17 protein-coding genes are annotated in these 20,289 nt (G+C 68.2%); 8 read left to right on the top strand and 9 right to left on the bottom strand.

Going from position 1 to position 20,289, the window contains the following annotated elements; translation table 11 throughout:
• Positions 1 to 30: 30 nt before the first annotated feature.
• The 3 genes from G6N13_RS01630 to G6N13_RS01620 all read left to right on the top strand — a co-directional run bounded on the left by G6N13_RS01630 (position 31) and on the right by G6N13_RS01620 (position 7,983).
• Positions 31 to 3,171, top strand: coding sequence for an ATP-dependent DNA helicase (locus G6N13_RS01630; protein ID WP_407663861.1), 3,141 nt, complete (start codon positions 31 to 33; stop codon positions 3,169 to 3,171).
• Positions 3,105 to 6,380 carry an ATP-dependent helicase gene (locus G6N13_RS01625; RefSeq protein WP_407663860.1) on the top strand — a complete coding sequence of 1,092 codons (3,276 nt, stop codon included), beginning with the start codon at positions 3,105 to 3,107 and terminating at the stop codon, positions 6,378 to 6,380. The genes G6N13_RS01630 and G6N13_RS01625 overlap by 67 nt, the downstream gene beginning before the upstream one ends.
• A gap of 199 nt (positions 6,381 to 6,579) precedes the next feature.
• Complete coding sequence (locus G6N13_RS01620) at positions 6,580 to 7,983, top strand: IS1380 family transposase (RefSeq protein ID WP_163694535.1); 1,404 nt, start codon at positions 6,580 to 6,582, stop codon at positions 7,981 to 7,983.
• Positions 7,984 to 8,117: 134 nt separating this feature from the next.
• Here G6N13_RS01620 and G6N13_RS01615 read toward each other — a convergent pair whose 3' ends face one another.
• Positions 8,118 to 8,528, bottom strand: coding sequence for a DoxX family protein (locus G6N13_RS01615; protein WP_163694534.1), 411 nt, complete (start codon positions 8,526 to 8,528; stop codon positions 8,118 to 8,120).
• Between the two features lie 77 nt (positions 8,529 to 8,605).
• On the opposite strand from G6N13_RS01615, the gene G6N13_RS01610 reads away from it, so the two are divergent.
• Both G6N13_RS01610 and nudC read left to right on the top strand, forming a co-directional pair.
• Positions 8,606 to 9,679 (top strand): potassium channel family protein, encoded by a 1,074-nt coding sequence (locus G6N13_RS01610; protein ID WP_163694533.1) that lies wholly within the window; start codon positions 8,606 to 8,608, stop codon positions 9,677 to 9,679.
• Between the two features lie 3 nt (positions 9,680 to 9,682).
• Entirely contained in the window at positions 9,683 to 10,600 is a 918-nt protein-coding gene (nudC, locus tag G6N13_RS01605; RefSeq protein ID WP_163694532.1) for an NAD(+) diphosphatase, read from the top strand.
• Here nudC and G6N13_RS01600 read toward each other — a convergent pair.
• Positions 10,597 to 10,848, bottom strand: a complete 252-nt coding sequence (locus G6N13_RS01600) for a mycoredoxin (RefSeq protein ID WP_163694531.1) — start codon at positions 10,846 to 10,848, stop codon at positions 10,597 to 10,599. The genes nudC and G6N13_RS01600 overlap by 4 nt on opposite strands.
• An 83-nt stretch (positions 10,849 to 10,931) precedes the next feature.
• Between G6N13_RS01600 and G6N13_RS01595 the strand changes: the two genes are divergently transcribed.
• Entirely contained in the window at positions 10,932 to 13,040 is a 2,109-nt protein-coding gene (locus tag G6N13_RS01595; RefSeq protein WP_163694530.1) for an ATP-dependent DNA helicase UvrD2, read from the top strand.
• A gap of 5 nt (positions 13,041 to 13,045) precedes the next feature.
• Here G6N13_RS01595 and G6N13_RS01590 read toward each other — a convergent pair whose 3' ends face one another.
• The 4 genes from G6N13_RS01590 to tpx all read right to left on the bottom strand — a co-directional run bounded on the left by G6N13_RS01590 (position 13,046) and on the right by tpx (position 14,692).
• On the bottom strand, positions 13,046 to 13,486 hold the full coding sequence (locus G6N13_RS01590; RefSeq protein ID WP_163694529.1) for a hypothetical protein: 441 nt from the start codon (positions 13,484 to 13,486) through the stop codon (positions 13,046 to 13,048).
• A gap of 3 nt (positions 13,487 to 13,489) precedes the next feature.
• Positions 13,490 to 13,807, bottom strand: coding sequence for a DUF1214 domain-containing protein (locus G6N13_RS01585; protein ID WP_163694528.1), 318 nt, complete (start codon positions 13,805 to 13,807; stop codon positions 13,490 to 13,492).
• A gap of 90 nt (positions 13,808 to 13,897) precedes the next feature.
• Entirely contained in the window at positions 13,898 to 14,074 is a 177-nt protein-coding gene (locus G6N13_RS01580) for a hypothetical protein (protein WP_163694527.1), read from the bottom strand.
• Positions 14,075 to 14,194: 120 nt separating this feature from the next.
• Positions 14,195 to 14,692 (bottom strand): thiol peroxidase, encoded by a 498-nt coding sequence (tpx, locus tag G6N13_RS01575; protein WP_163694526.1) that lies wholly within the window; start codon positions 14,690 to 14,692, stop codon positions 14,195 to 14,197.
• A 495-nt stretch (positions 14,693 to 15,187) separates the two neighbouring features.
• On the opposite strand from tpx, the gene G6N13_RS01570 reads away from it, so the two are divergent.
• On the top strand, positions 15,188 to 15,457 hold the full coding sequence (locus tag G6N13_RS01570; RefSeq protein ID WP_163694525.1) for a WhiB family transcriptional regulator: 270 nt from the start codon (positions 15,188 to 15,190) through the stop codon (positions 15,455 to 15,457).
• A 24-nt stretch (positions 15,458 to 15,481) separates the two neighbouring features.
• Here the strand turns inward: G6N13_RS01570 and G6N13_RS01565 are convergent, their stop codons facing one another.
• The 3 genes from G6N13_RS01565 to G6N13_RS01555 are packed head-to-tail and all read right to left on the bottom strand — an operon-like array spanning position 15,482 to position 19,082.
• Positions 15,482 to 16,858: a macrolide-binding ATPase MABP-1 gene (locus tag G6N13_RS01565; RefSeq protein ID WP_163694524.1), complete on the bottom strand. Its 1,377-nt coding sequence runs from the start codon at positions 16,856 to 16,858 to the stop codon at positions 15,482 to 15,484.
• Positions 16,852 to 17,661, bottom strand: a complete 810-nt coding sequence (locus tag G6N13_RS01560; protein ID WP_163701516.1) for a TOMM precursor leader peptide-binding protein — start codon at positions 17,659 to 17,661, stop codon at positions 16,852 to 16,854. The genes G6N13_RS01565 and G6N13_RS01560 overlap by 7 nt, the downstream gene beginning before the upstream one ends.
• A gap of 59 nt (positions 17,662 to 17,720) precedes the next feature.
• Complete coding sequence (locus G6N13_RS01555; RefSeq protein ID WP_163694523.1) at positions 17,721 to 19,082, bottom strand: zinc-dependent metalloprotease; 1,362 nt, start codon at positions 19,080 to 19,082, stop codon at positions 17,721 to 17,723.
• Between the two features lie 122 nt (positions 19,083 to 19,204).
• Between G6N13_RS01555 and G6N13_RS01550 the strand changes: the two genes are divergently transcribed.
• The gene (locus G6N13_RS01550; protein WP_163694522.1) at positions 19,205 to 20,227 is read left to right on the top strand and encodes a YlbL family protein; all 1,023 of its coding nucleotides are present in this window, start codon (positions 19,205 to 19,207) and stop codon (positions 20,225 to 20,227) included.
• The last annotated feature ends 62 nt before the right edge of the window (positions 20,228 to 20,289 follow it).

Raw genomic sequence — 20,289 nt, 5'->3', positions numbered from 1 at the left:
TTCGCAAAGTTGTCGGTGGCCGGTGGTGTTATGACCGGCATGAGCACGCCCGCATATGTCGCCGAGCTGACCGAGCCATCGGACGTGTTGCGGCCGGAGCTGCGTGGCACGGTGCGGGTCGTCGGCGGGCCGGGCACGGGCAAGACCAGCCTGCTGGTGGCGGCCGCCGCCGCACATATCGGCGCCGGGGCCGACCCGGAATCGATTCTGCTGCTGACGGGTTCGGGGCGGCTTGCGGCGACCACCCGCAGCACGCTCACCGCCGAACTGCTCGCGGCCCGCTCGGCCCGGCCGTGCCGCGCGGTGGTACGCGAGCCGCTGGTTCGCTCGGTGCACAGTTACGCGTTCGCGGTGCTGCGGCAGGCCGCAGCCCGGGCGGGTGACCCGCCGCCGCGGCTGGTCACCGGGGCCGAGCAGGACGGCGTCATCCGTGAACTTCTCGCCGGTGACCTCGAGGACTCAGACGCGTCGGCATCGCGATGGCCACACGTGCTGCGTCCCGCGCTGACCACTGCGGGGTTCGCCACCGAACTGCGTGATCTGCTGGCCCGCTGCGCAGAACGCGGAGTGGACCCGCAACAGCTGCAACGCCTCGGGCGGTTGTCCGGGCGGCCCGAATGGGCGTCCGCGGGACGGTTCGCCCAGCAGTACGAACAGGTGATGCTGCTGCGTGCCGCGGTCGGCACCGCCGCACCGCAGGCCACCGTGCCCGCGCTGGGCGCGGCAGAGCTGGTCGGGGCCGCGCTGGAGGCGCTGGCCTGCGACGCCGATCTGTTGGCAGCGGAACGGTCCCGGATCCGCCTTCTGTTCGTCGACGATGCGCAACACCTCGATCCGCAGGCCGCGCGGCTGGTCCGGGTGTTGGCCGCCGGCGCCAAGCTGACCCTGCTGGCCGGTGACCCGAATCAGGCGGTCTTCGGTTTCCGCGGCGCGGACCCGGCCATGCTGACCGCCGCCGACACCCCGGTGGTCGAGCTGACCCGTTCGCACCGCTGCGCGCCCGCCGTGGCTCGCGCGATCAGCGGGATCGCGGCGGGGCTGCCCGGCAACACAGCCTGGCGAGCGCTGGAGAGCAACACCGCCGTTGACGGGCAGGTGCGCGTTCGGGTCGCCGGCTCGGCGCACGCCGAGGCGGCTCTGATCGCTGACACGTTGCGCCGCGCGCATCTCGTTGACGGAGTGCCGTGGTCGCGGCTGGCGGTGATTGTCCGTTCACCCTCGGCGGCCGCGGCGTTGCCCAGGGCGCTGGCCGGTGCTGGTGTTCCAGTCGCCGCGGCGCAGCTGACTGGTTCCCTCGCCGAGCAGCCCGCGGCTGCGGCCCTGCTGTCGGTGCTGGCCGCCACCGCTGACGGTCTGGACGGTGAGCAGGCGGTGTCATTGGTCACCGGGCCGATCGGCCGAGTCGACCCGGTTACCCTGCGCCAGCTGCGGCGTGCGCTGCGCCACAAATCCTCTGGTGATTTCGGCGATCAGCTCGTCGCGGCGCTCACCAGCGGGCCGGTCGACTTGCCGGCGATGCTGGCCCGTCCGGTCAACCGGGTGCGCGCGGTGCTCACGGCGGCCGGTCGTGGGCACCGTCAGCACCGCGATCCGCGCTACACCCTGTGGCAGGCCTGGGAACGCAGCGGGCTGCAGCGGCGCTGGCTGTCGGCGGCCGAGCGCGGCGGCACCGAGGGTGCGCTGGCCGACCGCAACTTGGAAGCCGTCACCGCGCTGTTCGATATCGCCGACGACTACGTCTCCCGCACCACCGGCGCATCCCTTGCTGGTTTGCTCGATCATGTTGCAGGCCTGCAACTTCCACCGGTCAGCACTGACGGCCGGACTGCAAGCGAGACGGTGGCCGTGGTGAGCCCGCACGCCGCGCTGGACCGGGACTGGGATCTGGTAGTCATCGCCGGACTGCAAGATGGGTTGTGGCCCAACACCACACCACGGGGTGGAGTGCTCGGTACCCAGCGATTGCTCGATGTCCTCGACGGCCTCGGCGATGACGTGTCGGCACGGGCTCCGCTCCTGGCCGAGGAGCGCAGACTGCTGATCGCTGCGATGGGCCGCGCACGGCACGGGCTGTTGGTCACCGCCGTCGACAGCGATTCCGGCGACGACGCCGCGCTGCCATCGCCGTTCGTCGCTGAGCTCGCGCAGTACGTGACCGCCGATGCCGCCGAATCGGCTGCGCCGGTCGTCGCGCCACCCGTGCTCGCACAGGCGGCGGTCGTGGGCCGGCTGCGTGCGGTGGTATGTGCCCCGGCCGGCACCGTAACCGACGGTGAACGTTGCACCGCAGCAAAGCAATTGGCGCGATTGGCGGCCGATGGCGTACCCGGCGCCGACCCGGCGCAGTGGTACGGCATGACGGCCGTCAGCACGCTCGAGCCGCTCTGGAGCGGTGCCGAGCACATCGTCACGTTGAGCCCGTCGACGCTGCAGACGCTGGCCGACTGCCCGCTGCGCTGGCTGGCCGAGCGGCACGGCGGCTCCGACCGCCGCGACCTGCGCTCCACCCTGGGGTCGGTGGTGCACGCGCTGATCGCCGAGTCGGCGAGCAGCGCCGAGCAGCTCGTCACGCAGCTAGAAACCCTATGGAGCACACTGCCGTTCGACTCACCCTGGTATGCCGACAACGAGCTCGACCGCCATCGGGCCATGCTCGCGGCGTTCGTCGCGTGGCGATCGGCCACCCGTCATGAGCTGACCGAGATCGGCACCGAGATCGATGTCGACGGGCTGATCGTCACCCCCGGCGACGACGGCCCCGGAGTGCGGGTGCGTGGGCGGGTCGACCGGCTCGAGCGCGATGCCGAGGGCCGCCTGGTGATCGTCGATGTCAAGACCGGCAAGAGCCTGGTGACCAAGGATGACGCGCAGCGGCACGCTCAGCTCGGGCTCTACCAGGTGGCGGTCGCCGAAGGGGCGCTCGCCGACGGCGATCGCCCCGGCGGCGGGCGGCTGGTGTACGTCGCCAAGCCGAATGCGGCGGGGGCGACCGAGCGTGCGCAGTCCGCGCTGACCGCGGACGGCCGAGATGAATGGCGGCAGACTGTGCAGCGGGCCGCCGGCGCGACGGCAGGCCCGCAGTTCCTCGCCCGGGTCAATGACGGGTGCGTGCACTGCCCGATGCGGGCGGCCTGCCCCGCGCACACCGCCCCGCGAACGGAGCCGTCATGACCTACAGTCCCACCGAACTCGCTGAAGCCCTTGGTGTTCCGACACCGACCGACGAGCAGGCCGCCGTCATCGCCGCCCCGCCCGGACCGCTGGTCGTCATCGCGGGCGCCGGCGCGGGCAAGACCGAGACGATGGCCGCGCGGGTGGTGTGGTTAGTGGCCAACGGATTCGCCGATCCGGGGCAGGTGCTGGGTCTGACGTTCACCCGTAAGGCGGCTGGGCAGCTGCTGCGCCGGGTGCGCTCGAGGCTGGCGCGACTGGCCGGTCATCTCGGCGGCAGTGCGCAGCAGGGCGCGACCACGGTCAGCACCTATCACGCGTTCGCCGGTGTGCTGCTGCGCGAGTTCGGGCCGCTGCTCCCAGTCGAGCCCGATGCCCGGCTGCTGAGCGAAACCGAGATGTGGCAGCTGGCTTTCGACGTGGTCAGCAGCTATCCCGGTCCGCTGGACACCACGAAAGATCCCGCCGGTGTCACCGCGATGGTGCTACGGCTGTCCAGCGACCTGGCCGAGCACCTGGTCGACACCAGCCAGCTGCTGGACACCCACGTCGAACTCGAACGCCTGGTGCACCATCTGCCGGCCGGGCGTTACCAGCGTGACCGCGGCCCCAGTCAGTGGCTGCTGTCCATGCTGGCCACCCAGACTGAACGCACCGCGCTAGTGCCGTTGATCGACGCTCTGCACGCACGAATGCGGGCGGACAAGGTGATGGACTTCGGTTCGCAGATGTCGGCGGCGGCGCGGTTGGCCTCGTCCTGCCCGCAGGTGGGGGAGGAACTGCGGAGCCGGTACCGTGTTGTCCTGCTCGACGAGTACCAGGACACCGGGCACGCCCAGCGGATCGCCCTGTCCTCGCTGTTCGGTGCGGGTGCCGACGAGGGGCTGGCGCTGACGGCGGTCGGCGACCCGATCCAGTCCATCTACGGCTGGCGCGGGGCGTCGGCGACGAACCTGCCGCGCTTCACCACCGACTTCCCCCGCCCGGACGGCTCCCCGGCGCCGACCCTCGAGCTGCGGACCAGCTGGCGCAACCCGCCCAGCACACTGCACATCGCGAACGCCATCTCGGCGGAAGCCCGCCGGCGCTCGGTGGCGGTGCGCGCGCTGCGGGCGCGCCCCGGCGCCGAGGCCGGCACGGTGCGCTGCGCCTTGCTGACTGATGTGGCAGGAGAATGCGAGTGGATCGCCGACCACATCGCCGAGCGTTACGCCGCGGCACCGGATCAGCCCCCGACGGCTGCGGTGTTGGTGCGCCGCAACGCCGATGCCGGTCCGATCGCCGAGGCGCTGAGTGCCCGCGGGATTCCGGTGGAGGTCGTCGGCCTGGCCGGGCTGCTGTCCATCCCGGAGGTCGCCGACGTGGTGGCGATGGTGCGGCTGGTCGCCGACCCGGCCGCCGGGGCCGCGGCCATGCGGGTATTGACCGGTCCGCGCTGGCAGCTGGGGGCCCGTGATCTCGCCGCACTGTGGCGGCGCGCCGTCACACTCGACGGAGCGCGTCCGGCCACCGCGACCGCCGATCAGATCATCGCGGCCGCCGCGCCCGACGCCGATACCGCGAGCCTGGCCGATGCTCTGGCCGACCCGGGACCGGCTGCCGCGTATTCCGCCGACGGCTATCAGCGCATTGGCGACCTTGCTGGTGAACTATCAAGATTGAGAACACTTTTGGGACATCCGGTCACCGAACTCGTCGGCGAGGTGCGCCGGACGCTCGGTGTCGATGTGGAGGTGCGCGCAGCCCGTCCGGTCGCCGCCGGCTGGGCCGGCACCGAGCACCTGGACCGCTTCGCCGATGTCGTCGCCGACTATGCGGCCCGGCCGCGGGCGGTCGTGGCGGGTCTATTGGCCTACCTGGATGCCGCCGAGTTCGTTGAGAATGGGCTGGCTCCGGCCGAGGTCGGCGTGGCCGCCGGGCGGGTGCAGGTGTTGACCGTCCACTCCGCCAAAGGGCTGGAGTGGCAGGTCGTGGCCGTCCCGCACTTATCTGCCCGGGTGTTCCCGTCCACCGCCTCCAAGCGCACCTGGCTGACCGATCCGGCCGATCTGCCGCCGCTGCTGCGCGGTGACCGGGCAGCAGCCGGCCTGCATGGCGTGCCGGTACTCGACACCTCCGCCGTTGACGATCGAAAAGCCTTGTCCGACAGCATTATGGCGCACCGCGATCAGCTCGAGCAGCGCCGCCTCGACGAGGAACGCAGGCTGCTCTACGTCGCGATCACCCGGGCCGAGGACACTCTGCTGATCTCGGGCCACCACTGGGGTGCCAGCGAGAACAAACCGCGCGGTCCGTCGGACTTCCTGACCGAGATCAAAGACATCATCGATGAGGCGGCCGCGGCCGGGGAGCCCTGTGGTGAGGTGGAACACTGGGCTCCGCCGCCCGCCGAGGGTGAGCGAAACCCATTGCGGGACAGTGTCCGTGAAGCGATCTGGCCCGCCGATCCGCTCGGGCGGGCCCGCGCCGACGTCGAAGGAGGTGCCGCACTGGTGCGTGCGGCACTGGCCGGCGCGGTCGCCGACACCGGTGTGGACCCGCAGGGCTGGGCCACCGACGTCGACGCACTACTGGCCGAACGAGCCCGCATCGCCGCGCCGGCGCCGGTCGAGTTGCCCGGCCACCTGCCGGTCAGCGCGCTGGTGGAGTTGAACAAAGATCCGGCAGCGCTGCGCCGTTTGGCCAGACGGCTGCCGTCGCGCCCGGACCCGCACGCGATGCTCGGCACCGCATTCCACGAATGGGTGCAGCGGTTCTACGGCGCGGAGCGGCTATTCGACCTCGACGATCTGCCCGGCGCTGTCGATGGCACAGCCGGTGACACCGAGGGGCTTGCCGTCTTGCAGGACGCATTCACTGCGTCCCCATGGGCCCAGCGCACGCCCGTCGACGTGGAGGTGCCCTTCGAGATGGCGATCGGCGACACCGTCGTGCGTGGCCGGATCGACGCGGTGTTCGCCGACGCTGACGGCGGCATGACGGTGGTCGACTGGAAGACTGGCGAACCACCGAAAGACGATGAGACGCAACGGCATGCCGCCGTCCAGCTGGCGGTGTACCGGCTGGCGTGGGCCGCGCTACGGGGTGTTCCGGAGGATAGGGTGCGCGCGGCGTTCCACTACGTGCGCGCGGGCGTCACCATCACCCCGGAGAACCTCTCCGGCCCCGACGAATTGGTGGCACTACTGGCTCACTCCGTAGCATCGTGAACGCCCGCAACCACCCGGGCACTGCGCCCGCCGGGTCGCCGGCGCACTTCTACGTTCTCTGCCACCCCACTAAGCTAATCCTCGATCCACCGATGAACTGCGTGGTGCGCAGGGTGTTGATATGAGGAAAGTGCCCTCTGAGCTGTAATGATTGGTGTTCTCGACGCAACAATCACATCCGGCCAGAAAGGCACTTCCAGTGCAAGTGTCGCATAGCTTCGCCGCGGAATCGGCGGTGTTCGACGATGACCATCTCGTGTCGTGCGCCGGGTTGGTGCCGGTGATGACGCTGGCCAGCCAAACCGGGTTGTCGCAGCTGTTGACCGACAAGGTTCATATCGCCGAACCCAAAATCAAGTCAGGCTCAGCCAACCCAGCACCGAAACTGGCCACATTGATCGCAGCGATGTGCGCCGGCGCCGACTGCATCGACGACGTCGACATCGTGCGCTCGGGCGGAATGAAAACCCTCTTCGACGGCGTGTACGCCCCCTCAACTATCGGAACATTGCTGCGGGAGTTCACCTTCGGGCGCGCCCGCCAACTGGAATCAGTGCTGCGTGAACACCTCGCAGCCTTGAGTCGCCGGGTGGATCTGCTGCCCGGTGCCCAGGAGCGGGTGTTCATCGACATCGACTCGCTACTGCGCCCGGTGTACGGTCACGCCAAACAAGGTGCCAGCTATGGACACACCAAGATCGCTGGCCGTCAGATCCTGCGCAAGGGCCTGTCCCCACTGATCACCACGATCAGCGCCCAGACAGCTGCCCCGGTGATCGCTGGGGCGCGGCTGCGAGCCGGCAAAACCAACTCGGGCAAAGGCGCCGCCCGCATGATCGCCCAAGCCGTGGCGACTGCGCGTGCCACCGGGATCACCGGAGACATTCTGGTGCGCGGCGATTCGGCCTACGGCAACGGTGTCGTCGTGGCGGCCTGCCGCCGCGCAGGGGCCCGATTCTCGTTGGTGCTGACCAAAAACCGCACCGTCGCCGCCGCAATCGCCACCATCGACGACGGCGCCTGGACCCCAGTCCAGTACCCCGGGGCGGTCCGCGACCCTGACACCGGCGAATGGATCTCTGACGCCGAAGTCGCCGAAATTCCCTACACCGCGTTTGCGTCCACGTCCCATGCGGTGACCGCCCGACTGATCGTGCGCCGAGTCAAAGACGCCCGCCACCGCGATGCACTGTTCCCGGTCTGGCGGTATCACCCCTTCTTCACCGACACCGACGAGACCACCGCCGAGGCCGATATCACCCACCGCCGCCACGCCATCATCGAAACCGTGTTGTCCGATCTCATCGACGGGCCGTTGGCCCACATGCCTTCCGGGCGATTCGGCGCGAACTCGGCCTGGATCTTGTGCGCGGCCATCGCCCACAACCTGCTGCGCGCCGTCGGCGTGCTAACCAGCAAGGCTTACGCGGTGGCCCGCGGAGCTACACTGCGCCGCAAGATCGTCATCATCCCGGCCCGTCTCACCCGGCCCCAACGCCGCCCAGTCCTGCACCTACCCAGTCACTGGCCCTGGACTGACCTCTGGCTTGAGCTGTGGCGCAACGTCATCGGCTACAGCCCACCCACAGCTGCCACCACCTGACCAACCGCCAAACAGGCACAACCGGAACGCACAGGAAAAGCTGGGTAGACCAGCAAATAGACCCTGCCCACCACCAGAACGGCGCCAAGAATCAACGTCCGGAAACCTCACCAGGGGTGGTCCACGGATCGAGGCTAATAGCGCGGAGCGTTGCGCCGGATCGCGATGGCCTGGGTGATCATCGGTATCTGCAGCGGCAGCCGGGCGAGAGAGACCAGCTTCATCGGCAAGGGCTTATTCCACCACAGGCGGCACATGTTCACGTTGGCCGGGAGCACCGCCAGGTACAGCAGGATCGCCGCCAGCGCGCCGGCGCGCCGAGTCCGCGGGACGAGCAGCATGGCGCCGATACCGACCTCGGCGACTCCGGAGGCGTAGGTGTAGAACCGCGCATCGCCGGGTAGCTCGGCGGGCACGATGTCGTCGAAGGGCTTCGGGACGGCGAAGTGCCCGACACCGATGCCAATCAGCATCGCGGCGGTTCGGTAGGCAGGCAGCTGGCTTGCGCGGCCTGAGGGTTCGAGTTCGGTAGTCGTCGTCGGCATAGGTACATAATGCTGGAGTGATGGCGCTGAGGCCGACAAACGTGGGGCGAGAGGGTTGGGCACGATGACGGAGTCGCGTGGCCAAGGGTAGGTTGCGGCGCAGGCTCAAGGCGATCGACGAGAACCTGGCCGCCAAGCCGGACAGCGCGCTCGTCGACTATCTGCACATCCCGGACAAGTTCGTCAGCCCGGGCCGTCGCATCGCCCGCCGGCTGTTCTACGGCCTGACCGCGCTGTTCGCCGCGGTGATCATCGTCTACCTCGACCGCGACGGCTATCGCGACGTCCGCGGCGAGTCGATGACGTTCCTGGACTGCCTGTACTACGCCACGGTGTCGCTGTCGACCACCGGGTACGGCGATATCACCCCGTTCACCGAGCAGGCGCGCCTGACCAACGTCCTGGTCATCACCCCACTGCGGGTGGCGTTCCTGATCGTGTTGGTCGGTACCACCGTCGAAACCCTGACCACGGCGTCGCGGCAGGCTCTCAAGATTCAGCGTTGGAGGAACAGCGTGCGCAACCACACCGTCGTCATCGGCTACGGGACGAAGGGCAGGACGGCGGTGGCCGCGATGATCGGTGACGGTGTCGCTCCCGCCGACATCGTCGTCGTCGACACCGACCAACCCTCATTGGATCGGGCGAACGCGGCCGGATTGGTCACCGTGCGCGGTGACGCCAACAAATCCGATGTGCTGCGGCTGGCCGGCGCTCAGCACGCCACCTCGATCATCGTGGCCACCAACAGCGACCCGACCGCGGTGCTGGTCACCCTGACCGCCCGCGAACTCGCCCCCAAGGCCAAGATCATCGCCTCAGTCCGAGAAGCCGAAAACCAGCACCTGCTGCGCCAATCCGGCGCCGACTCGGTGGTGGTGTCGTCGGAGACCGCGGGCCGGCTGCTCGGCATCGCCACCAGCGCTCCGAGCGTGGTGGAAATGATCGAAGACCTGTTGACGCCGGACGCCGGGTTCGCGATCGCTGAGCGGGAGGTCGAGCACAAGGAGGTCGGCGGTTCGCCGCGGCACCTGCCGGACATCGTGCTGGGCGTGATGCGCGACGGCAAGCTGCTGCGGGTCGACGATCCCAGCGTCGACGCGCTGGAAACCACCGACCGGCTGCTCTACGTCCGCACCGCCGGAGACTGAGGAGTGGCTTTCCGACTGCGCAACGTTCCGTTGCTCTCCCGGGTGGGCGCCGACCGTGCCGACCACCTCCGCACCGACATCGACGCCGCGATCGCCGGCTGGTCCGATGCTGCGGTGCTGCGAGTGGATCACCGCAACCAGGTGATGATCGCCGGTGGTCGCGTGCTGCTGGGTTCGGCGGCCACGCTCGGCGACAAACCGCCGGCCGACGCGGTGTTCCTGGGCCGCCTGCCCGACGATCGCCACGTGTGGGCAGTGCGCGCCGCGCTGGAAGCCCCCGAGGACGGCGATGGCGAGGTGTCGGATCTACGCCGCGGGGGGCAGGTGTTCGACGATGTCAGCGCGCAATTGGTGGCCTCGGCACTGGCGCTGCTGAACTGGCATGACCACGCCCGGTACAGCGCGGTCGACGGCTCGCCGACGAAGGCGATCAAGGCCGGCTGGTCGCGGGTCAATCCGATCACCGGCCACCAGGAGTTCCCCCGGATCGATCCGGCCATCATCGTGTTGATCCACGACGGCCACGACCGGGCGGTGCTGGCCCGCCAGACGGTGTGGCCGCAGCGGCTGTTCTCGTTGCTTGCCGGGTTCGTCGAGGCCGGCGAGTCGTTCGAATCGTGCGTGGCGCGTGAGGTCGCCGAGGAAATCGGCCTGGCGGTCACCGACGTCGAATACCTGGGCAGTCAGCCGTGGCCGTTCCCGCGGTCACTCATGGTGGGATTTCATGCCATCGGTGACCCCGAGCAGGAGTTCGTCTTTCATGACGGCGAGATCGCCGAGGCGGCATGGTTCACCAGGGCCGAGGTACGCGAGGCCCTCGGACACGGCGACTGGAACAGTGAGTCGTCGTCGCGGTTACTGCTGCCCGGCTCGATCTCGATCGCCCGCGAGATCATCGAATCATGGGCCGCTCAGGACTAGGACGCGAGTTTTGCCTGTACCTCTTTGAGGCTGGGGTTGGTCAGCGCGCTGCCGTCGGCGAACTTCACCGTCGGCACGGTCTGATTCCCGCCATTGACCGACATGACGAACTGGGCGGCGGCCGGGTCGTGTTCGATATCGACCTCGGCGAAGGTAATGCCCGCCGACTTCAGCGCGGTCTTCAGTCGTTTGCAATAGCCGCACCACACGGTGCAATACATCGTGAGCTGGGGATCGCTGGCACTCATAAGTTCAACAACCTATCTGAGGCCGGACTGATGCTCGCGACCGGCGCGGCGCGCAGCGCGAAATGTCGCCACCCCCTGCAAAGATGGACCACATGCCGGTGACCGTCGATCATGTGACCGGCCTTGACGACGAACAGCGCGAAGCCGTGCTGGCCGCCCGCGGGCCCGTGTGTGTGCTTGCCGGTGCCGGCACCGGCAAGACGCGCACCATCACCCATCGCATCGCGCAGCTGGTCGCTAACGGGCATGTCTCCGCCAGCCAGGTGCTGGCCGTCACGTTCACCTCCCGCGCCGCGGGCGAGATGCGTTCCCGGCTGCGCGCCATGGACGCCGCCGGTGATTCCGGCACCCCGGTCGGTTCGGTGCAGGCGCTGACGTTCCACGCCGCGGCCCGACGCCAGCTGCAGTACTTCTGGCCGCGGGTGGTCGGCGACACCGGCTGGCAGCTGCTGGACACCAAGTTCGCCGTCGTGGCCCAGGCCGCCAGCCGCAGCCGGCTGCAGGTAAGTACCGACGACGTGCGCGATCTAGCCGGCGAAATCGAGTGGGCCAAGGCCTCTTTGATCAGCCCGGAGGGGTACGCGGCTGCGGTCGCCAAAGTCCAGCGCGATATCCCGTTGGACGCGGCGAAAGTCGCGACGGTGTATGCCGCGTACGAAAAGCTCAAAGCCAACCGCGACGGGATCGCGCTGCTCGATTTCGACGATCTGTTACTGCACACCGCCGGCGCGATCGAAAACGACGCGGCGGTGGCCGCTGAATTCCGAGACCGGTACCGGTGTTTCGTGGTCGACGAGTATCAGGACGTCACCCCGTTGCAGCAGCGGGTGCTCGAAGCCTGGCTGGGCAACCGTGACGACCTGACCGTCGTCGGTGATGCCAACCAGACGATCTACTCGTTCACCGGTGCCACGCCGCGCTTCCTGCTCGACTTCTCCCGCCAGTTCCCGGAGGCGACGGTGGTGCGCCTGGAGCGCGACTACCGGTCCACGCCGCAGGTGGTCTCACTGGCCAACCGGGTGATCGCCGCCGCCCGCGGCCGGGTCGCGGGCAGCAAGCTACATCTGATCGGGCAGCGCGAACCCGGCCCGTCGCCGACTTTCCACGAGCACCCCGACGAGGTCGCCGAGGCCACCTCGGTGGCCCGCTCCATTAAGAGACTCGTCGAATCCGGAACTCCCGCAGCCGAAATCGCGGTCCTCTACCGCATCAACGCCCAATCCGAGGCGTACGAGGAAGCGCTGACCGCGGCAGGTATTCCGTTCCAGGTGCGTGGCGGGGAGGGCTTCTTCAGCCGTCAGGAGATCCGTCAGGCGTTGCTTTCGTTGCAGCGGGCAGCCGAGCGGGGCGCCGAAGGCGATCTTTCGGAGATCGTGCGCACTCTGCTGGAACCGCTCGGCCTGACCGCCGAGCCGCCGCAGGGCACGAAAGCCCGCGAGCGGTGGGAGGCGCTGGCCGCCCTCGCCGAATTGGTTGACGACGAGGTCGCCGCCCGCCCGCAACTTGAATTCCCAGCGCTGGTCGCCGAATTGCGGGTCCGTGCCGATGCCCGCCACCCACCGGTGGTGCAGGGTGTAACGCTGGCATCGCTGCACGCCGCCAAGGGATTGGAGTGGGACGCGGTGTTCCTGGTGGGCCTGGCCGACGGCACCCTGCCGATCTCACACGCGCTGGCCCACGGCCCAGACAGTGAGGCGGTGGAGGAGGAGCGTCGCCTGCTGTACGTCGGAATAACCCGGGCCCGAATGCATTTGGAGCTCAGTTGGGCACTGGCCCGCACCCCGGGCGGTCGCCAGGGCCGGCGTCCGTCACGGTTCCTCAACGGCATCGCACCACAGACCCAGGCCGAACCGTCGCCAAACAAGCCGCGCAACCAGAAGGGTGCCACCCCGCGCTGCCGGGTGTGCAATGCGGTGCTCAACACGGCACCGTCAATCATGTTGCGCCGCTGCGAAACCTGCTCGGTCGATATTGACGACGAACTGCTCTCCCAGCTCAAGGACTGGCGGCTGCGCACCGCCAAGGAGCTGAAAGTGCCTGCCTACGTGGTTTTCACTGACAACACGCTGATCGCGATCGCCGAGTGCTTGCCCGCCGATGATGCGGCGCTGGTCGCGATCCCAGGCATCGGCGCCCGCAAGCTCGAGCAGTTCGGCCCGGATGTCCTCGACCTAGTGCGTGGCCGCCACTAACTGCCCTATGGGTGCCGGTGGCCGGGGCCGAAGTTGCCTGTCCTGGTGGTCGGGTTGGTTGCGTTGTGTGCGGTTCCGGAGGTGGCCTGGCCGGTGTAGCTGTTGACGTCTCCGACGCCTTGAGTGGCTGTGCCGCCTGGGTGGTTGGCAGTCGTGCCGCCCGTGTAACTCGACGGCCCGCCCACGCCGACGGTGGCGGTCGAGCAGTTGTGCTGACACTGGGTGGACGTCCCGCCACCGGTATAGCTCGAGGGGCCGCCGACTCCGAGGGTCGGGCCGAAGCCCGCGCCGGTCACCGCTCCCGATTCGCCGCCGGCCGAGGGGTCTGCTGCGGCGACGGGGGAGCCGCTCAGCGCGATCACCCCCGACAGTGCGGCAGTCGCGACGACGAGGCGTCTTCGACGAATGAGACTGTTTTTAGGGCTATTTCGTGTTACCTCATCCATGTTTCAAGCATGGATGCGAAATCCGACCGGGTCACGGGTCTCATACTGAAGACAAATGTTCCCAGGGCGCGCCCGCCAGTAGCTCAGGCTTTCACCAATCTTGGCGGCCGCCAGGTTCGGTCCAGAGCTTCGGGCTTGGGCCAGCACAACCGCAGCGCCGCGACGAACGGTCACCGACCAGAACGAGTCGACGGGCGGGAGCTGTCCGGCCGGGAAACTCAGGGTGTAGTTGTCCGCTCCGGACAGGCGCTGCCCGTCGCGTCGGTAGAGGTCATTGCCCGCCAGCGATTCTTTGGTTCCGAACAATTGGCCCGCCGTCACCTGACCGGTGTCGACTTGGTGTTTCGTGGAGCTGAATTCGGGCCAGGCATCGGCTATTCCGGCCTCGACTGTGGCCCGCAGTCTCCGGCGTCAGAGCCTCGACACGGAAGCCCGCTCCGATGCCGATACTGGCGAAGCGGCGCGCAGGTCTTGTTCGGAGGCCAGGGCGGGGGCGAAGCCCAGCACGAAGTCCATGAGGTCGAAGAACGTCGGCGACGTCTTCTGCTTGTCGGGGCCGAATAGCTGGGTGCGATGGATCACCAGCACGATTTCAGTGTCGGGGCGGATCACCTCGGAGATGCCCTCGGGCTTGTCCCCGGCCCGGTCAGCAGATAGTTGCCGACGGCGTGGCCGGGGAGGCGCCGAACCCGAGTTCTTGGCGATGTACTAGCCGTTTATCGCGGCAAGTGCGGCGTCATAGTTGGGCTCGGTGCCGATCTCGGGCACCAGCTCGGTGTAGGCCACCTTGCCGTCGGCGCCGACCACCACGACGGCCCGGCCGAGCAGGCCGGCCATCGGGCCGTCGGCGATCGTGATGCCGTAGTCCTCGCCGAAGCTGCTGCGGAAGGCCGAGGCCGCCACTACGTTCTCGATGCCCTCGGCGCCGCAGAACCGCTTCTGGGCGAAGGGCAGATCCTTCGACACGTTGACCACGGTGACGCCGCTGGCGCCGACGCGCTCGTTGAAGGTCCGGACGCTGATGCCGCAGACTGGGGTGTCGACCGACGGGAAGATGTTGAGCACCAACGCCTTTCCGTCGAACTGGCCGCTGGCCACTGAGCCGAGGTCGGTGCCGGTGAGGTCGAACGCGGGGGCCTGGGCGCCGACGGCGGGCAGGTCTCCAACGGTGTTGATCGGGTTTCCACGCAGGGTTATCTGTGCCATGGGAAACAAGTCTGTCAGCACGGGTGCGGCGGCTGCTGGCCGGGTCAGCCGGTGCTGACGTCACGCCGCGCGAAATCGCATAAGTGCAGGTCAGAAAATCGCTTGTGGCAAAACGGTGCTAAGGTTTAGCCTCTGGTTCGACATGCCGTGCCACTCGATGGCTACCGGGGCACGCAACGAAAGGAGGGGCCGACGATGATCAGCACTACTGCCGATTTTGGCGTAGCAAGCTTGGCGCATCGCATGTGGCCCCTTCATGCCGCCGCTGCCGCTGCACATGCCGCTATTCCGGCGCAGCCCAAGCGCCGCGCCAACGCCGCCCCGACGATCGCGTCCGTGGACAGGAGCTTCAGCTAGGAAAGCTCCCAGACACAGCCACTGGCCACGGACCCGAAGTCAAAGGATCCGTGGCCTTCGTGTTTCCACCAGAAACCTGTCCCCGGATTCCTCTCACAAGAGATAGAGCCATTCGACCAGGAAGCAGGTGAGCGCGACATGTCGACATCGACAGTCCGCCAGGAGAAGCTGCCGGTGTTGCCCTGCCACGTCGGAAATCCCGACTTGTGGTTCGCCGAGAGTCCCACGGACCTGGAGCACGCCAAGGTGCTCTGCGGGGAATGTCCGATCCGGCGGCAATGCCTGGCCGCCGCGCTCGACCGCGGTGAGCCGTGGGGTGTCTGGGGCGGCGAGATCATCGAACGGGGCAGCGTCGTGGCGCGCAAGCGACCACGTGGCCGTCCCCGCAAGGACGTCATCGCTGCCTGAATGATGTCACGCCCGGACCCGCCCTTATTGCGCGGGTTCGGGCGCGACGAAGCCCGGGACCAGCGCGGCGGCCAACTCCCGCGTCGGCACGTGGGCGTCGAGCTGGCACGAGATCGCCACGGTGGATGCGATCACTCGCAGCGGAATCGCCAGCTTGGCCGGCAGATCCATCGAGCGGGCGGTCCTGATCTGCTCGGCTGACACGTTCATGTTCGCCGCGGCCATCTTCTGCAGCCACCGGCGGGTGTAGTGGAACACCTCGACCTCGATCGGCTCCACGTATTGCCGCAGCATGTCGTCGATTTCGCGGGCTGAGACCTGTTCGCCCTTCTGGATGAAACCGACGCGCTCCATGGTGGGCAGTAGCTCGTCGTACTTCTTGTCGCGGGACAGACAGATGATCTGTCCGATTTCGATGGGCAACCCGTCGGGCAGGGGACCCACCGCGCCGAAGTCGATGACGCCCATCCGGCCGTCGGGCATCATCATGAAGTTTCCGGGATGGGCGTCGCCGTGCATCATGCCCAGGCGCCCCGGCGCATCGAAGGTGAGCTCGATAAGCCTTGTGCCACAGAGGTCTCGCTCATGCGGCGTGCCGTCGCGGATGATGTTCGACATCGGCCTGCCCTCGATCCACTCGGTGATCATCACCTTGGGTGCGCTGGCCACCACGTGGGGCACGACAAAATGCGGATGGCCCTGGTAGGCCTTGGCGAAGGCGCGCTGGTTGTCGGCCTCCAGCCGGTAATCCAGCTCCATCTCGGTGCGCTCGATGAGCTCGTCGACCACGCCCTGCACATCGGCACCGGGAGCGAGTTGTTTGAACACGCTGACCAAGCGCTGCATGGTCTTGAGGTCGGCGCGCAGCGCTTCGTCGGCGCCGGGGTACTGGATCTTGACCGCGACCTCGCGGCCGTCGGACCACACCCCTTTGTGCACCTGGCCGATGCTGGCCGAGGCCACCGGGGTGTCGTCAAACGAGGTGAACCGCTCACGCCACTTGGTGCCCAGCTGGCCGTCGAGCACCCGGTGCACCTTCGCCGCGGGCAACGGTGGGGCGTCCTTCTGCAGTTTGGTCAGGGCTTCGCGGTAGGGCTCGCCGAACTCCGCGGGGATCGCGGCTTCCATCACCGACAGCGCCTGGCCCACCTTCATGGCACCGCCCTTGAGCTCACCGAGCACGGTGAACAACTGATTGGCGGCCTTCTCCAACAGCTCGGCCTGGACCTCGTCTTTCGACTTGCCGGTCAGCCGTTTGCCGAGGCCCAGCGCCGCCCGGCCGGCAAACCCCACCGGGATGCTCGCCAGCTTGACGTTGCGGGCCGCCCGGCCACGCTTGATGTCTGCCACGCCCCCATCATCCCTGACGAAACCCCGCTGGCAACCATGGATGGTCAGCATTGACAGTTCGGATGCCGTGACCAGCGACGGGCCGAGATCGTGTTGCTAGTGACATCGACCTGCAGGGTGGTGTTCAGGGTGTCCGGGGGTGCCCCGGCGGGTTCGTCTCCGCGAACCGCGGTGATGATGCGCTGCAGCTGGCCCAGCGCGACCGCAGCGGTAGCCAGCACCGTTGGTCGATCAGCAGTGCCGATCACCTCGCGTAGCTGGGCGGCCACCGCGGGCCAGGCCCCGTCGCGGTCGGTGCGGTGCAGGTCTGCGCAGGCAAGACAACTCGTCACCCCGGGGATTACCAGCGGCCCAACCAGTCCGGCGCCGTCTCGCACCCGGACCGGCAAATGCGGCACACCGGCGGTGTGTAAGTCCCGGACCAGCCGCGGGTCGGCGACCAGATAATCGCTCAATACCACCATGTCCGCGCTCGCGGGGGATACCGAGGCATTCGGGTGGCTGGTCTGCGCGATCCGGGCTCCGGAGCATCGCAGCGTCTCGACCAGCAGATCGGATAGCGGGCCGCGGCCGTGGATCCGGATCGACAGCGCGCGGGTGGCCGGCTGCCGCGCCCGGCCGCGGACTACCCCGCTGCGCACCAGGGCTTCCAGGATCTGTTGGACACCGGGCCCGGTCAGTCCGTGCGTGTCGGCCAGCCGGTGCAGCTCGGCCATTGCCAGCGGAACCTGCATGCCGCGCAGCAGCGCGGCCAGTGCGGACGGGGTGGCACCGTCAGGCGGACGGACCAGAACCGCGCGGCGGGGATCCCAGCCCACCTGCACCGCGCCGTCGGGGCGTAGCAGGACGGGCATCGCGGGGTCGAGCGCGTAGAGCACCCGCCGACTGTGGCATCACCGAGGTGCCGCGCGGCTCAGCTATCCACAGGCTTGGCGGGGTCGTCGCCCTCATCTTGAGATTTCTGGAATTCCTCGATCGCGGCGTCGATATCCAGCCCGCTGGTGTCACCACCGATGATCCGGTCGATGAATCCGGCTGGCTCGTCGAGGTCGGTCGAGTTGGGCAGCAGGTCGGGGTGCTGCCACACGGCGTCGCGGGCATCGATGCCGACGGCGTCGGTCAGCCGCTCCCACAGCGCGGCGGCTTCCCGCATCTTGCGGGGCCGCAGCTCGAGGCCAACCAGCGTCGCGAACGTCTGCTCAGCAGGTCCGGCGGTGGCTCGCCGACGACGCAGCATTTCCGAGAGCGCGGCGGTGCCGGGGATGCGCTCACCCAGGGCGGCGGTGACGACGGTCTGTACCCAGCCCTCGACCAGCGCCAGTAGGGTTTCCAGGCGTTCCAGCGCCGCGGTCTGCTCCGGGGTGGCCTTCGGCTCGAACATGCCCTGGCTGAGCAGTTGCTCCATGGCGGCGGGGTCGGCCAGTGCGGCTGGGTTGAAGCCCTGAGCCAGCTCCTCGATACCGCTGATGTCGATCTTCATGCCCTTGGCGTAGGCCTCGACGGCGTTGAGCAGCTGAGTCGACAGCCACGGCACGTGGCTGAACAGCCGGTGATGGGCCGCTTCTCGGGCGGCCAGAAAGGTCAGGATCTCGCTACGCGGCTGTTCGAGACCCTCGGAGAGCGCTTCGATGGCCTCAGGCAGCAATGCGGCGACGCCCTTGGGGCCCAGCGGCAGCCCGATATCGGTCGAGGTGAGCACCTCGCGGGACAGCGTGCCGAGCGCCTGGCCCAGCTGCGAACCGAATGCCATGCCGCCCATCTGGGTCATCATCGCCAGCAGCGGGCCGGCCATCGCCTGGGCTTCCTCCGGCAGGGACGACGCCCACACCGACCCGATCTGCGCGGCCATCGGGTCACACAGGCGCTTCCAGGTGTCCAGGGTGCCCTCGACCCATTCGTTGGGGGTCCAGGCGACAGCCTTGGTCGCCCCCGCCGGTAGCGCGGTGGCGCCGTCGAGCCAGGTGTCGGCCAGGTGCACGGCATCAGCGATCGCCGAGCTGGTGGCCGCCGGAATCGGTGCCACGAAACCGATCGAGCTCGACGCCAGCTGGCGGGCCAGGTCGTAATTGACCGGCCCCGAGGAACGGCCGCCCATCGGGTTGTCGGCGCCGCTGAACATCTGGCCGAGCTTGGTGAAGATCTGGCCGAGGTCGGCCATATTGAAGTCGCCGCTGCCGAAGCCGAATGGGTCGGCGGGGCCGGAGGTGGGGTCCTTTTTCGGCTTGTCGCGGTCGGGGTCGTCTCCCGGGGAGAAGCCAAAGGGCAGGTCAGCCATGTCTCAACCGTACTCACCCGGCGTCGCGGGCGCGTAATTGGCGATCACGCTGTCAGTGAACCGGGCCTGCTGACATTCCCCGGGTCACTTCGCTCCTGCCCACCGGATCTACTCTTGGCGGCGTGAACAGGCGGATTCTGACGCTGATGACGGCGCTCGTGCCGATCGTCGTTTTCGGCGTGCTGCTGGCGGTCGTGACGGTGCCCTTTGTCTCGCAGGGGCCCGGGCCGACTTTCGACACGCTCGGCGAGTTCGACGGCAAGCAGGTGGTGGCCATCAACGGCACCGACACCCATCCCACTTCGGGGCACCTGAACATGACGACGGTCGCCCAGCGCGACGGGCTGACCCTCGGGCAGGCACTGACGTTATGGGTGTCGGGCCGCGAACAGTTGGTTCCCCGCGATCTGGTGTTCCCGCCGAACAAGTCGCGTGAGGACGTCGAGAAGGATCAGGACGCCGATTTCAAGAACTCCGAGGACAGCGCTGCATACGCCGCCCTGGGGTTTTTGAAGTACCCCAAGGCGGTCGTGGCGGCCAAGGTCAACAACCCCGGACCGTCGGCAGGCAAGCTGCAGGACGGTGACGCCATCGACGCGGTCGACGGTAAGCCGGTAGCGAACCTTGCGGAGTTCACCGGGCTGCTGAAGGCCACCAAACCGGGGCAAGAAATCGTCATCGATTACCGCCGCAAGAACGCCCCGTCGGGCACGGCGCGGATCACGTTGGGCACCAACCCCGATCGCGAGTATGGCTATCTGGGGGTGGCGGTCCTCGACGCGCCGTGGGCTCCGTTCAGCATCGATTTCAACCTCGCCAACATCGGCGGTCCGTCTGCCGGGCTGATGTTCAGCCTGGCCGTCGTCGACAAGCTGACCACCGGGCACCTCAACGGATCGAAGTTCATCGCCGGCACCGGAACAATCGACGCGGACGGCAAGGTGGGTCCGATCGGGGGCATCACCCACAAGATGCTGGCTGCTCAGGAAGCCGGCGCCTCGGTCTTCTTGGTGCCCGCCGACAACTGTGACGAGGCCAGGTCAATGCGTGACGACAATATGGAACTGGTCAAGGTGGACACCTTGGCCGGGGCGGTCGACTCGCTGCACACATTAACCTCCGGCGGCCGTCCGCCCAGCTGTTAGCCCGTCGGTGCAGGACGGCACCGCTGTCCAGGTGCGTAGAGTTGTGGCGTATTGCTGCCCCG

It is taken from the genome of Mycolicibacterium sarraceniae (assembly GCF_010731875.1).
In the GTDB taxonomy this organism is placed as follows: Bacteria; Actinomycetota; Actinomycetes; order Mycobacteriales; family Mycobacteriaceae; genus Mycobacterium; species Mycobacterium sarraceniae.
This window is presented reverse-complemented; position numbering and strand designations above follow the sequence as displayed.